Below are 13,214 nucleotides of genomic sequence, written 5' to 3' on the forward strand. Positions count from 1 at the left end.
CCGGACCGGCCGCTCAGCGGCCGGACAGCTTGTCGCGCAGCTTGGCGAACACGCCCGAGCTCGACCCGGCGAAACGCGCCTCCGGGCGCTCCTCGTCGCGCAGCGCCGCGAGCTTGCGCAGCAGCTCGGACTGCTCGTCGTCCATCGCCGTCGGAACCTGGACGTCGACGTGGACGTGCAGGTCGCCCCGCCCGCCGATGTGCAGGTGCCCGACACCCAGGTTCTTGAGCGTGATGATCTGCGACGGCTGCGTGCCGGGTCGCAGGTCGACCTCCCGCGGACCGTCGAGCGTGTCCAGGGTCAGCACGGTGCCGAGCGCCGCGGCGGTCATCGGCACCTGGAGCGTCGCGTGCAGGTCGTCGCCGCGGCGGACGAACGTGTCGTTCTTGCGCTCGCGCACCTCGAGGTACACGTCGCCGGCCGGGCCGCCGGCGGGGCCGACCTCGCCCTGGCCCGTGAGCTTGATGCGGGTGCCCGTGTCCACGCCCGCGGGGACGTCGACGCTCAGGGTGCGACGCGACCGGACCCGGCCCTCGCCCGAGCACTCGGTGCACGGCTCGGGGATGACGCTGCCGAACCCGTGGCACGCCGCGCACGGCTGGGTCGTCATGACCTGACCGAGGAACGAGCGGGCCACGCGCTGCACGGAGCCACGGCCGCCGCAGACCTCGCACGTGCGGGGCGAGGTGCCAGGCCGGCAGCACGTGCCCGAGCAGGTGGGACAGACGACCGCGGTGTCGACGGGGACGTCGCGGTGCACGCCGAACGTCACGTCGGCCAGGTCGAGGTCGAGGCGGACCAGCGCGTCCTGGCCACGACGCGCCCGCGGGATGGGACCGCGCTGCTGCGCGGCGCCGGTCGCGGCACCGAAGAACGTCTCGAAGATGTCCTGGAAGCCGAAGCCGCCACCCATGCCGCCACCGGGCGACGACGGGTCGCCGCCCATGTCGTACGCGCGACGCTTCTCGGGGTTGCCGAGCACGTCGTAGGCGCGCGACACGTCCTTGAAGGTGTCCTCGGACCCGGCGTCCGCCCCGGCGACGTCCGGGTGGTGCTCGCGCGCGAGCTTGCGGTACGCCTTCTTGATCTGCTCGGGCGTCGCGTCCCGCGGCACGCCGAGGATCTCGTAGTAGTCGGTCACGGGAGGATGTGCTCGCTTCCGGTGGGAGTGCTGGTCAGTTCCGTCATTGGGCCAGGATCCGCGTGAGGTAGCGCGCGACCGCGCGCACCGCGGACATGGTCGCCGGGTAGTCCATGCGCAGGGGGCCGATGGAGCCGATGCGGGCCACCGAGCCGCTTCCCTCGTCGCCGTAGCCGGTGGTCACGAAGCTGGTCTCGACGAGGCCGTCGTGCTGGGTCTCGCGACCGATCCGCACGGTGACCGCCTGCGTGTCCTCGGCCATCTCCGAGAGCAGCCGCAGTAGGACGACCTGCTCTTCCAGGGCTTCGAGCACCGGCCCGATCGAGCGCACGTCGGTGCCGCCGGCGCGTGCGAGGTTCGCGGTGCCCGCGAGCACCACGCGCTCCTCGCTCTCCTGCGCCAGCGTCTCCTCGAGCACCGCGACGACGCTGCGGACGAGATCCTGGTCCGCGGGCTCGAACGCCGGCGTCAGGTCCGCGAGCGCTACGGGCAGCTCGGACAGCCGACGACCTGCGGCGCTCACGTTCAGCCGGGCGCGCAGGAGGGCGACGACCGACTCGTCGAGGTCGCGGTCCAGCTCGAGCGTGCGCTGCTCGACGCGCCCGGTGTCGGTGATGAGCACGACGAGCAGGTGCCGCTGGCCCACGGGCACGAGTTCCACGTGCCGCAGCGCCGACCGTCGCAGCGAGGGGTACTGCACGACCGCGACCTGCTGCGTCAGCTGCGCGATGACGCGCACCGCCCGGTCGACGACGTCGTCGAGGTCCTGCGCGTTCTCCAGGAACGTGCCGATCGCGCGGCGCTCGGGGCTGGACAGCGGCTTGACGCTCGAGAGCTGGTCGACGAAGAGCCGGTAGCCCTTGTCGGTGGGCACGCGACCGGCCGAGGTGTGCGGCTGCGCGATGTAGCCGCCCTCCTCGAGGGAGGCCATGTCGTTGCGGATGGTGGCCGGCGAGACCCCGAGGGAGTGTCGCTCGACCAGCGCGCGCGACCCGACCGGCTCGCGGGTGGCGACGTAGTCCTCGACGATCGCGCGCAGGACGTCCAGACGCCTGTCGTCGCTCATCTCTCGCCTCCTCGCCCAGCCTCGTGGTTCGCGCACGCACGCCGGTAGCACTCGCCCGGCAGGAGTGCCAATGCTACGCCGCGCCGCCGACACCACCGGGTGCTCCGCGCACAGCGGAACCGGCGCGCCCCGACGACCCCCGCGCGGCCGCCACCTACGCTGCCCGGGTGAACCAGGACCGCTACGGCTCCGACGTCCTGCGTGGCTCGGGCTCGACACACCATCGCGCACCACGCACCAGCCGCCCGCAGGCGGCCGAGACCGGCCTCGTCGTGGAGGAGGTCACCACCGGCTGGGTCGGTGCGGTCGTCCGCGTCGAGAAGTCCGGTGGCATCCACGTGGTCGTCCTGGAGGACCGCGCCGGCCGCACCCGCACGTTCCCGCTCGGCCGGGGCTTCTGGGTGGACGGCGAACCCGTGGCGCTCACCGCGCCGGTCCGCGCGACCGCACCCGCCAAGCCCACCCGCACGGCCTCCGGCTCGGTCGCGGTGCACGACGCCCGGGCGCGCGTCGCCCGCGGAAGCCGGATCTGGGTCGAGGGCAAGCACGACGCCGAGCTGGTGGAGAAGGTCTGGGGCGACGACCTGCGCCTCGAGGGCGTCGTGGTCGAGCTCCTCGACGGCGTCGACAACCTGCCCGACGCGATCCGCGACTTCGCCCCGGGTCCGGGCCGCCGCGTCGGCGTGCTCGTCGACCACCTCGTCGCCGGGGCCAAGGAGAGCCGGATCGCCGCGGAGGCCGTCCGTCTCGCCCCCGCCGGGACGGTGCTCGTGCTGGGCCACCCGTACGTGGACGTCTGGCAGGCGGTCCGGCCCGAGCGCATCGGCCTGACGGCCTGGCCGACGATCGAGCGCGGCACCGAGTGGAAGCACGGCATCCTGCGCGAGCTCGGCTGGCCGGCGCAGGACCAGGCCGACGTCGCGCGGGCGTGGCAGCGGATCCTGCGCTCGGTCCGCAGCTACGCCGACCTCGAGCCCAGCCTGCTCGGCCGCGTCGAGGAGCTCATCGACTTCGTCACCACATGACGGTGCCCGGCCCTCGCGGACGAGGACCGGGCACCGGGTGTGGAGCGGTCAGGCGACGGCGGCGATCGGGTCGCCGAGCAGCCGCTTGAACAGGAACGCGCTCGCGAGGAGCACGACCGGGACGGCGACGAGCAGGCCGATGCCGCACAGGATGGCGCCCGCAGCCAGGATCAGGATGCTGAGCAGGTAGAACAGGATCGTCGTCGACAGGTTCGCCGTGATGAGCTGGTAGCTCGCCTTGATGGCGTCCACCGGCGCGAGCTGCTTGCCGATCACGAACCAGAACGTGAAGAACAGCAGGAAGTTCACGACGAGCGAGACGAGCCCCCCGAAGAACGGGATGAGGCTGAGCACCACGGAGATGCCGGTCAGGATCAGGGCCGTCACGATCACCGGGCCGGCGTCGACGAACCGGAAGAAGTCGCCGAAGCCGATCGGGCGCCCCTCCGTCACGTCGAGCGCCGCCTTGATGAAGACCGCCTGGATCAGGTAGCCGATCAGCGAGGCGACCAGCGTCAGCACGATGAACCCGAACGAGAACCCGATCCGCCCGCCGGCGGTCGTCCGGAACAGGTCGCTGAACCCGCCGAAGATCGCCGCGACGATCGAGAACGCGACGATGAAGATGACGAACCACACGACGCCGGCGCCGATGAACAGGCCGCCGTGGCGCGTGAACGCCTTCCAGCCGTACCCGAAGGACTCACCGAGCGGCGAGGGCGGCGGCGGGGCGTAGCCGCCGGCGGGCGGCGGGGCGTATCCGGGCGGCGCGGGCGGGTAGGCACCGGGCGGCTGCTGGCCGTAGCCGGGCGGGTAGGCGCCCGGAGCGGGCTGCCCGTACTGCGGAGCCGGCGGCGGCGGGTACGCACCCGGGGCAGGCTGACCGTACGGAGCCGCCGGGGGTGCAGGCGGAGCGGGCGGCGGAGGCGGGGGCGCGACCGGCGGAGCGGGCGGCGGAGGAGGCGGGGCGGCGGGTGGCTGGGCCGGAGGAACCGGCGGCTGCGGGTCAGGTGCGACGGGCTCGCCGTCGTTCGGCGGCGTTCCGCCCGGGTTCTCGCTCATGCGTGGCCTCCCTGGTCACGGGCGGTCGTCGCCCAGCGGACAGCGAACCGAAGCCGCACACCCGTGTCAAGGAACCGCATCAAACCCGGCATGTCGGCTCGTCAGCCGGCGAGGCTCCTGACGACGGCGTCCGCGAGCAGCCGACCGCGACGCGTCAGGACGAGCCGTCGCCCGGCGAGAGCGGCCGTGCCGTCCACCAGACCGTCCGCGATGAGCCCAGCGACCGCGGGCCGCGCGTCGGTCGGCAGCGCGTCGATCGGCAGCCCGTCGGAGAGCCGGACGCCGAGCATGAGCCGCTCGAGCAGCTCACCGTCGCCCGTGACGATCTCCCGACCAGCCGCGGGGCTCAGCCCGCGGTCGAGCCGGTCCGCGTACGCGCGCGGGTGCTTGACGTTCCACCAGCGGACCCCGCCGACGTGGCTGTGCGCGCCCGGCCCGACCCCCCACCAGTCGTCGCCGCGCCAGTACGCGAGGTTGTGCCGGCACTCGGTGGACCGGTCGCGCGACCAGTTGCTCACCTCGTACCAGTGCAGGCCGGCGGCCTCGAACAACTCGTCGGCGAGCTCGTACTTCGTCGCCTGGTCGTCGCCGTCGGGCAGCTCGAGCTCGCCGCGGCGCACCTGCACGGCCATGCGCGTGCCCGCCTCGACGACGAGCGCGTACGCCGAGACGTGGTCGACCCCGGTGTCCAGCGCGGCCTCGACGCTGGTGCGCCAGTCGTCGACCGACTCCCCCGGCGTCCCGTAGATGAGGTCGAGCGAGACGGCCAGGCCGGCGTCCTTCGCCCAGCGCACGACGTCCGGGATGCGTCGGGGGTCGTGGGTGCGTTCGAGGGTGGCCAGCACGTGCGGCACCGCGGACTGCATGCCGAACGAGACCCGCGTGAAGCCGGCCGCCGCGAGCGCCTCGAGCGACTGCGGGGTCACCGAGTCGGGATTCGCCTCGGTGGTGACCTCGATGTCGTCGGAAAACCCCCACGCGTCCCGGACGCCGCCCAGCATGCGCGACAGGTCCGGGACGGACAGGACGGTGGGCGTGCCGCCGCCGACGAAGACGGTCTGCACCGGCCTGGCGGGCAGGATCGAGGCCGCGAGCGCGATCTCCTTCAGCGCGGTGTCCGCGTACGCGTTCTGGCTCGCGCCGCCGCCCAGCTCCGTGGCCGTGTACGTGTTGAAGTCGCAGTACCCGCAGCGCACCGTGCAGAACGGCACGTGCAGGTAGACGCCGAAGGCGCGCTCCGACAGACCCTCGAACGCCGACTGCGGCAACGATCCGTCGTCGGGCGCAACGTCCCCTTCGGGGAGCGCTGGACTCACTTCTTCTTCGCGTCCTTGCCACCGGCGGAACCGGCCGGCTCGCTGGAGAGCGCGGCGATGAAGGCCTCCTGCGGCACGTCGACCCGTCCGATCGTCTTCATGCGCTTCTTGCCCTCCTTCTGCTTCTCCAGGAGCTTGCGCTTGCGCGTGATGTCGCCGCCGTAGCACTTGGCCAGGACGTCCTTGCGGATGGCGCGGATGGTCTCGCGCGCGATGATCCGGGCGCCGATCGCGGCCTGGATGGGCACCTCGAACTGCTGGCGCGGGATGAGGTCCTTCAGCTTGGCCGTCATCATGACGCCGTACGCGTAGGCCTTGTCCTTGTGCACGATCGCGCTGAACGCGTCGACCGTCTCGCCCTGCAGCAGGATGTCGACCTTGACCAGGTCGGCCTCCTGGTCGCCGATGCGCTCGTAGTCGAGGCTCGCGTAGCCGCGCGTCTTGGACTTCAGCTGGTCGAAGAAGTCGAAGACGATCTCGGCCATCGGGAGCACGTAGCGCAGCTCGACGCGGTCCTCGGACAGGTAGTCCATGCCCTGCAGCTCGCCGCGCTTGGTCTGGCAGAGCTCCATGATCGCGCCGATGAACTCGCTCGGCGCCAGGATCGTGCCCTTGACCATGGGCTCGTTGACGGCCCCGATCTTGCCCGAGGGGAACTCGCTCGGGTTGGTCACCGTGACCACGCTCTTGTCCTCGAGCGTGACCTCGTAGACGACGTTCGGCGCGGTCGAGATGAGGTCGAGGTCGAACTCACGCTCGAGCCGCTCGCGGACGATCTCGAGGTGCAGCAGCCCGAGGAAACCGACGCGGAACCCGAACCCGAGCGCCACCGACGTCTCGGGCTCGTAGTTGAGCGCGGCGTCGTTGAGCTTGAGCTTGTCGAGCGCGTCGCGCAGCACCGGGTAGTCCGTACCGTCGATCGGGTACAGGCCCGAGAACACCATGGGCTTCGGGTCGGAGTAGCCGCCCAGCGCCTCGGCGGCCGGCTTGCTCGCGTTGGTGACGGTGTCGCCGACCTTCGACTGGCGCACGTCCTTCACGCCCGTGATCAGGTAGCCGACCTCGCCGACGCCGAGGCCCTTCGTCGGCACGGGCTCCGGGGAGATCACGCCGATCTCGAGCAGCTCGTGCGTCGCGCGGGTCGACATCATGACGATCTTCTCGCGCGGGTTCAGGTTGCCGTCGACCACACGGACGTACGTGACGACCCCGCGGTAGGTGTCGTAGACGGAGTCGAAGATCATCGCGCGGGCCGGGGCGTTCGCGTCGCCGGTGGGCGGCGGGACGAGCTCGACGATGCGGTCCAGCAGCTCCGTGACGCCCTCGCCGGTCTTGCCCGAGACGCGCAGGCAGTCCTCGGGCTCGCCACCGATGAGCTTGGCCAGCTCCTCCGCGTACTTCTCGGGCTGCGCGGCCGGCAGGTCGATCTTGTTGAGCACCGGGATGATCGTCAGGTCGTTGTCGAGCGCGAGGTACAGGTTCGCCAGCGTCTGGGCCTCGATGCCCTGCGCGGCGTCGACGAGCAGCACGGCACCCTCGCAGGCGGCCAGCGACCGCGACACCTCGTAGGTGAAGTCGACGTGGCCGGGCGTGTCGATCATGTTCAGCGCGAACGCGTCGTCACCGACACCCCACGGCATGCGCACGGCCTGCGACTTGATGGTGATGCCGCGCTCGCGCTCGATGTCCATCCGGTCCAGGTACTGCGCACGCATGGCTCGCGCGTCGACCACGCCCGTGAGCTGCAGCATGCGGTCCGCGAGCGTCGACTTGCCGTGGTCGATGTGCGCGATGATGCAGAAGTTGCGCAGCAGCTCCGGCGGCGTGGCCGCGGGGTGGATGCGCGACGAGGCGGCGGCACCGGGGATCGGGGACAAGCGGACTGGCTCCTGGGATAGGTGTTGCTCCGGCGTTGGCGCCGTAGCGACGAACGGTGACCGCCGACGCCCTGTCGGGTCGCGTGCGGTCGGTACCACCATGGTCCCATGACGACGCACCCTCCTGTTTCAGAAGCTGCGCCCGCCGCGACCCTCGACCTCCTGACCGTCCTGTCCGATCTCCAGGGCCAGTTCCTCGCGACGATCCCCGCGGTCGACCCGACCACCCGCGTCCCCTGGTGCGGCCGCTGGCGCGTGAAGGACCTCGTCGTCCACGTCGCCCGGATCCACCACTGGGCCGCCGGCCAGGCCCGACGCCGGCAGGAGACGCCGCTGGGCCGCGGGCCCTTCGTGCTGGAGGACCTCTACCGCGACTGCGCGGCCGAGCTCGTCGACACCCTCACCTCGCTCGGTCCCGACGCGGAGGCCTGGACCCTCGACGGGAACGGCCCGGCCTCGTTCTGGCGTCGCCGGCAGGTGCACGAGACCCTCGTCCACCTCTGGGACCTGCGCACCGCGGGCACCCTGGACCTCGTCGTCGATCCCGTCGTGTGGGCGGACACCGTCGACGAGGTGGTCACGGTCATGCAGCCGCGCCAGGAGCGCATGGGACGCATGGAGCCCCTGCCCGAACCCGTCGCGCTGCACGCCACCGACGCGGACCGGTCGTGGCTGCTCGGCGGGGCCACTGGCCCGGTCGTCGCGGTGCACGGGACGGCGAGCGACCTCGCCCTCCTCCTGTGGGGACGGCTCTCGCCGGACCTGCTCGAGGTCACGGGCGACCGACCGGCGCTCGACGACGCCCTGTCCCGTCGCCTGACCCCGTAGCCGACAGACGCGCAGGTCTCCCTGCCAGTCGGACTGGCCGGGAGACCTGCGTCGTTGCGGAGTGCGTCAGATGCGGACCCACCGGGCGACGCCCAGTGCGAGCGTGCTGAGCCCGACCACCAGGTAGGCGAGGATCGAGCGCGAGCCGTCGGACACCTCGGCCGTCGCGTGCTTCGCGACCGGGGCGTCGGCACGCACCTGCGTGTCCCCCGAGTCGTCGGTCAGCGCGAGGGTGCCGCTCGACGAACCGGCCGCGAGCACCTGCGACGCGACGAGGGGGTTGACGTCGGCAGGGCGGAACGAGGCCTCCCGGGCGAACGCGCTCGCCGGGACCTGCCGGACAGCTCCCGTGACCTCGGCCTGGTCGGCCGGCGCGGCCTCGTCGGCCAGGTCGGCGATGTCGGCCACGCCGGCGTTGTCGGCCACGTCGGACACCTCGGCGGCCGCGTCGCCCAGGTCGGGCGTCGTCGGGACAGACGGGAGGACCGGAGCGGTGCTCGGCGCCGCGACCACGAACGTGAGAACGGCCTTGCCGCTGACGCTGAGCTTCCAGCCGGCGGGCAGGCTGCCGAACGCGTACCCGGCGGCCGGGGTCGCGATCACGGTGTAGGTGCCCGCCTGCAGGCGGCTGAGGTCAGCGGGCTTGCCCGAGACGACACCGGCGCCGTTGAAGACGTACGCCGACGCGATGCCCTCGACGCGGTCGATCGTGACCGCACCGGTGGCGACGTCCGTCGTCGGCTGGGTGACCCGGACGGACGGCGAGATCAGGCACCGGCTGTTGTCCTGGAACTTCTGCCACTGGACGGCCGCGGCCGCCGGGAACACGACGCCGTCCGCGGGCGTCGCCTTGATCTGCACCTTGTCGTTGGAGAACGTCCGGACCGTGTACGTGTAGTCGGCGGTGTCGGTGAACTTCCACGTGCCGTTGTCGTCGACGCCGCACGGGTCCACCCAGGTCGGGACCGCGGGGGTGACGGAGCGCGGCGGGACCGGCTTGACCGGCTCGAAGCCCGTCAGCTCGGGGTGGGTGATGTCGAACACGTGGGCGTAGCCGCGGCCGTCGACGTACTTGTACGCGCGGATGGACATCGTGCCGGCGGGGACGGACACCTTCCCGGTGTCCACCGTGAGGTAGGCCGCCGCACCCGGCGCGACCGTCTGCTGCTCGGAGTCGCCATACGGCGTCAGGAGACGGACGACGACCGGGTCGCCGCCCGTGTTGACGAAGTACCCGGCGAGGAACGAGTGCCCGGTCTGGGGGTGGACCCAGCCGTTGCCGTTCGCGCGCCCTCGCGGGGCGACCGTCGCGATGGACGGGGCGTACGTGAGGGTGCGGTTCGTGTAGGCACCGGCGTGGCTGGCGTCGGCCGCGATGTGAGCCGCGAGGGTCACCGAGCCGGCCGCGACGGAACGCTGGCCGGTCTGGATGTCACCGCTGACGGTCGCGCCGGGCGCGACACCGTCGAACGCGACCTGGCCGTAGGAGCTCGAGAACACGATGCGTGCTGCCTTCGTGTCGTTATTCGTGGCCGCGGCGTGCAGGACGACGCGCTCGGTCACCGTGTCCGCCTGCGCGACCACCGAGGCGGTCAGCGCGACGGGGGGCGTCGCGGTGGCGGCGGMCTCCGGCGCCTGCGCCGCGGTCGCGACGGGCTCGGCGGCGACCGCGGCCGCGGTCACGGCGGCGGCGTCGGTCGTCGGCGCCGGCGCGGCGGGGTTCTCGACCTCCGCGGCGGCGACCGCGACGGGCTCGGCGACGTCGGCGGGCGGAACGGCCGCGGCGACGTCGGCGGGCGCCGGCGTGGCGTTCTCGGTCGGCACGTCCGCGGAGGTGTCGGCGGCCTGGTCGAGGACCACGACGGTGTCGATGTCCTCAGCAGACGCCGCAGAAGCGGCGGACGGGACGAGGACGGCGGCAATCACGAGGCCCGGCACCGTCAGGCGCATCAGGCGGCGGGTGTTCGGGTTCATGTCTCTGCTCTCTTGGCGGTGGTGGATCGATGAGGGTTCAACCGTCCCGCGACGGGCCGCTGACCAGGTCGGACGATCGGTCCGATCCATGTCGTACGAAGGTCGACTCCTCGACGGAGCCCACGAGCCGACGACGGGCCGCCGCGGCACTCGTCGACGCCGTCGTCCACCCGCACGCACGAGCACCCGGCCAGCGGAGCTGGCCGGGTGCTCAGGACGGGTCACGCGAGCCTCGCGAGGCGCCGGCGACGTAGGTCGACGGTCAGACTGCCTTGACGAACACGCCGTCGCTGAACGAGATCAGCTCGGCGACGTTGAAGACCATGGTCGGCAGCGCGGCGGGGTCCACGGCGAAGTAGAGGTAGCCCGTGCCGGTTCCGCCTTCGTACAGGTCGGCCACGTCGGTCAGGCTGCCGAGCGAGGCACCCGAGCCCTCGGCGAGCAGCACGTTGTCGAACGACTCTCCGGTCTGGGCGACCAGGGTGACCGTGACGGCCAGCCACGGGGTGACCTTCTCGGTGCCGGTGTTCGTCAGGGTGACCGGCACCCGGACGTACGCCGTGCCCGCAGGGGCGTCCTCGTTGAACTCGTTCGCGGCCTTGACGGCTTCGGTGACACCGTCCACCTCGACCGCGCCCAGCGTGACGGCCAGGTCGTCGGTGCCCACGGGCGTGCCGAACACGAACGGGTCCTTGAAGGTGCCCTTCGGCTCGGCTGCTGCCTCGGCGACCGGCTCGGGTGTGGTGTCCTCGGCGACCGGGGCCTCGGCGGTGGCGGCGGCCTTGGCCGGCGGGGCTTCGACCTCGCTCATGCCACCGCAGGCGGTCAGCGTGAGGGTGAGCAGGGCAGCCCCGGCGGTCGCCGCGAGCCACGTCTTCCTAGCGGTGCTGAACATGTCGTGCTCCTTCTGTGGTCCTGCATCCGTCTCGGTCGTCTCTGCCGGACGGGGTGCTGAAGTCCTGACGCCACCGGCTCATCGGGGAAGCGAGCCACGAGAGCGGGGCGGTCGGTGACGGTTCAACAGTGCCCGGGCACGCCGCTGACCAGGTCCGACGATCGGTCCGACCCGTGTCGTACGAAGGTCGACTCCACGAGCCCGCGCCCCTACGGTGGGCGAATGACGCGGCCGGCAGTGCCGTCACGGCTCGACCTCACCGTCGCCGTGCTCGCGGCCCTGTGCGGTGTGACAGTCGTGCTGGTCCGCGACGAGGGTGGCGCCGCCGTCCACGGGGTTCCCGTCGAGCTGCTCGCCCAGGTGCTCGCATCGATGGCCCTGCTCCTGCGCTCGTCGTTCCCAGGCCCCGTCCTGCTGGCCACGACGTTGCTGTGCTGGGTGTCGCCGGCACCGGCCGCACTGGTCGCGGCGCACTCGACCGGGCGCGAGGTCGCCTCGACCCGGGCCAGCGCGCTGTGGATCGCCGCGGCGGCGTTGCTCGTCGGACCCGTGGAGGCGCTCACGGCACCCCACGTCGTCCCGGCCGCCACCGTCGCGTACGTCGTCGCGATCCTCGTGCCCTGGCTGATCGGTCGCGCCGACCGCGACACCCAACGTCGGGCAGCCGAGGCAGCCGTGCGCGCGACCCGCGCACAGGATAGAGCCGCCGAGACCGCGCGGACCGCCGAGAGGGAGCGGCTGACCCGCGAGACCCATGACACCGTCGCGCACCGGATCAGCGTCATCGTGCTCACCGCGAACCTGCTCGAGACCTCCGACCCGTCCCCGGCCGTGCACGAGGCCGCCGAGCGGATCCGGCACGAGGGACGGCTCGCGACCGACGACCTGCGCGAGGTCTTCGGCCTGGAACGCCGATACCCGCCCGACGACGACCCCGACGACGTCCTCGCCGTCCTGAGCCGGCTGACGCAGGAGGCACGGGCCGTCGGACAGCCGATCGAGCTCGACGTCCAGGTCTCCGCCGACGAGCTGCGCGGCGCGGCCGGGTCCGTCGTGACGCTCGTCGTGCGCGAGGCGTTGACTAACGCGACCGCGCACTCGCCCGGCGCGGCGACGAGGGTCGTCGTCCGGTCCGCCGACCGCGACCGCCTGCAGGTCGTCGTACGCAACGACCCGCCGGCCCACGGTGTGGTCCGCGGTCCCGGCCAGGGCGCCGGGCTCGCGGGCATGGCCGACCGCGTGCGCAGCGCCGGTGGGACGACGACGGCCGCGGCGACGGGCGACGGCGGCTTCCTCGTCGAGGCGTTCCTCCCCCGGTCACCACGAGCCCTGGAACCGACCTCGCCGGAGGCGACATGAGCACCACCGCGAACGGCACGGTCCGTGTCCTCGTCGTCGACGACGAGGAGCTGTTCCGGCTCGGCATCACGCAGATGGTCGAGGTCGCCGACGACCTCACCGTCGTCGGGTCCGCCTCGGACGGGCGCGCGGCGATCGAGCAGGCGGCCGCCCACCGGCCGGACGTCGTGCTGATGGACATCCAGATGCCGGAGCTCGACGGTGTCGCCGCCGCGGCCGAGATCCTGCGCGCGCGACCCGAGACCGCGGTCGTCCTGCTCACGAGCTTCCTCTACGACGAGTACCTCCTTCCGGCACTGCGGGCGGGGGTGTCGGGCTACCTGCTCAAGGACAGCTCCCCCGACGAGCTGCGACGAGGGATCCGCGCGGCGGCCGACGGCGACGCGGTCCTGTCCCCGGCCGTGACGCGCCGGCTGCTGGACTCGGTCGGTCCCGGCCTCGACCCGCGGCACGCCCGGGCCGTGCGAGCGGTCGGCGCTCTGAGCGACCGGGAGCGCGAGATCGTCGCGCTGCTGGCCGACGGCCTCTCGAACGCCGAGATCGCCCGGCGGACGTTCCTCGCCGAGACGACCGTCAAGACCTACCTCACGCGCGCCATGGACAAGCTGGGCGTCGCCAACCGGACGCAGGCGGCGATCCTGGCCGTCGAGGCCGGCATCGCCTGACCCGCG

11 protein-coding genes are annotated in these 13,214 nt (G+C 72.5%); 4 read left to right on the forward strand and 7 right to left on the reverse strand.

The window, feature by feature from the left end; genetic code table 11:
- Positions 1-13: 13 nt before the first annotated feature.
- Entirely contained in the window at positions 14-1,141 is a 1,128-nt protein-coding gene (dnaJ, locus tag AC1DZC_RS06970) for a molecular chaperone DnaJ (protein ID WP_477037938.1), read from the reverse strand.
- A gap of 43 nt (positions 1,142-1,184) precedes the next feature.
- On the reverse strand, positions 1,185-2,207 hold the full coding sequence (hrcA, locus tag AC1DZC_RS06975; RefSeq protein ID WP_477037939.1) for a heat-inducible transcriptional repressor HrcA: 1,023 nt from the start codon (positions 2,205-2,207) through the stop codon (positions 1,185-1,187).
- 167 nt (positions 2,208-2,374) lie between these two features.
- Here hrcA and AC1DZC_RS06980 point away from each other — a divergent pair, with 167 nt between their 5' ends.
- The gene (locus AC1DZC_RS06980) at positions 2,375-3,232 is read left to right on the forward strand and encodes a DUF3097 domain-containing protein (RefSeq protein WP_477042716.1); all 858 of its coding nucleotides are present in this window, start codon (positions 2,375-2,377) and stop codon (positions 3,230-3,232) included.
- 48 nt (positions 3,233-3,280) lie between these two features.
- Here the strand turns inward: AC1DZC_RS06980 and AC1DZC_RS06985 are convergent, their stop codons facing one another.
- The 3 genes from AC1DZC_RS06985 to lepA all read right to left on the reverse strand — a co-directional run bounded on the left by AC1DZC_RS06985 (position 3,281) and on the right by lepA (position 7,487).
- Positions 3,281-4,294, reverse strand: coding sequence for a hypothetical protein (locus AC1DZC_RS06985; RefSeq protein ID WP_477037941.1), 1,014 nt, complete (start codon positions 4,292-4,294; stop codon positions 3,281-3,283).
- A 101-nt stretch (positions 4,295-4,395) separates the two neighbouring features.
- Positions 4,396-5,610, reverse strand: a complete 1,215-nt coding sequence (hemW, locus tag AC1DZC_RS06990; protein WP_477042717.1) for a radical SAM family heme chaperone HemW — start codon at positions 5,608-5,610, stop codon at positions 4,396-4,398.
- Positions 5,607-7,487, reverse strand: a complete 1,881-nt coding sequence (gene lepA, locus AC1DZC_RS06995) for a translation elongation factor 4 (protein ID WP_477037943.1) — start codon at positions 7,485-7,487, stop codon at positions 5,607-5,609. Before lepA ends, hemW begins: the two co-directional genes overlap by 4 nt.
- A gap of 108 nt (positions 7,488-7,595) precedes the next feature.
- On the opposite strand from lepA, the gene AC1DZC_RS07000 reads away from it, so the two are divergent.
- Positions 7,596-8,315, forward strand: coding sequence for a maleylpyruvate isomerase family mycothiol-dependent enzyme (locus tag AC1DZC_RS07000; protein ID WP_477042718.1), 720 nt, complete (start codon positions 7,596-7,598; stop codon positions 8,313-8,315).
- A gap of 66 nt (positions 8,316-8,381) precedes the next feature.
- Here AC1DZC_RS07000 and AC1DZC_RS07005 read toward each other — a convergent pair whose 3' ends face one another.
- A complete protein-coding gene (locus AC1DZC_RS07005) occupies positions 8,382-10,289 on the reverse strand; it encodes a hypothetical protein (RefSeq protein WP_477042719.1) in 1,908 nt (635 codons plus the stop codon).
- A gap of 262 nt (positions 10,290-10,551) precedes the next feature.
- Complete coding sequence (locus AC1DZC_RS07010; RefSeq protein WP_477042720.1) at positions 10,552-11,184, reverse strand: hypothetical protein; 633 nt, start codon at positions 11,182-11,184, stop codon at positions 10,552-10,554.
- A gap of 222 nt (positions 11,185-11,406) precedes the next feature.
- On the opposite strand from AC1DZC_RS07010, the gene AC1DZC_RS07015 reads away from it, so the two are divergent.
- Positions 11,407-12,543 (forward strand): sensor histidine kinase, encoded by a 1,137-nt coding sequence (locus AC1DZC_RS07015; RefSeq protein ID WP_477042721.1) that lies wholly within the window; start codon positions 11,407-11,409, stop codon positions 12,541-12,543.
- Complete coding sequence (locus AC1DZC_RS07020) at positions 12,540-13,208, forward strand: response regulator (RefSeq protein ID WP_477037947.1); 669 nt, start codon at positions 12,540-12,542, stop codon at positions 13,206-13,208. Before AC1DZC_RS07015 ends, AC1DZC_RS07020 begins: the two co-directional genes overlap by 4 nt.
- Positions 13,209-13,214 lie beyond the last annotated feature (6 nt).

The organism is Cellulomonas sp. P2_B4 (genome assembly GCF_056404795.1).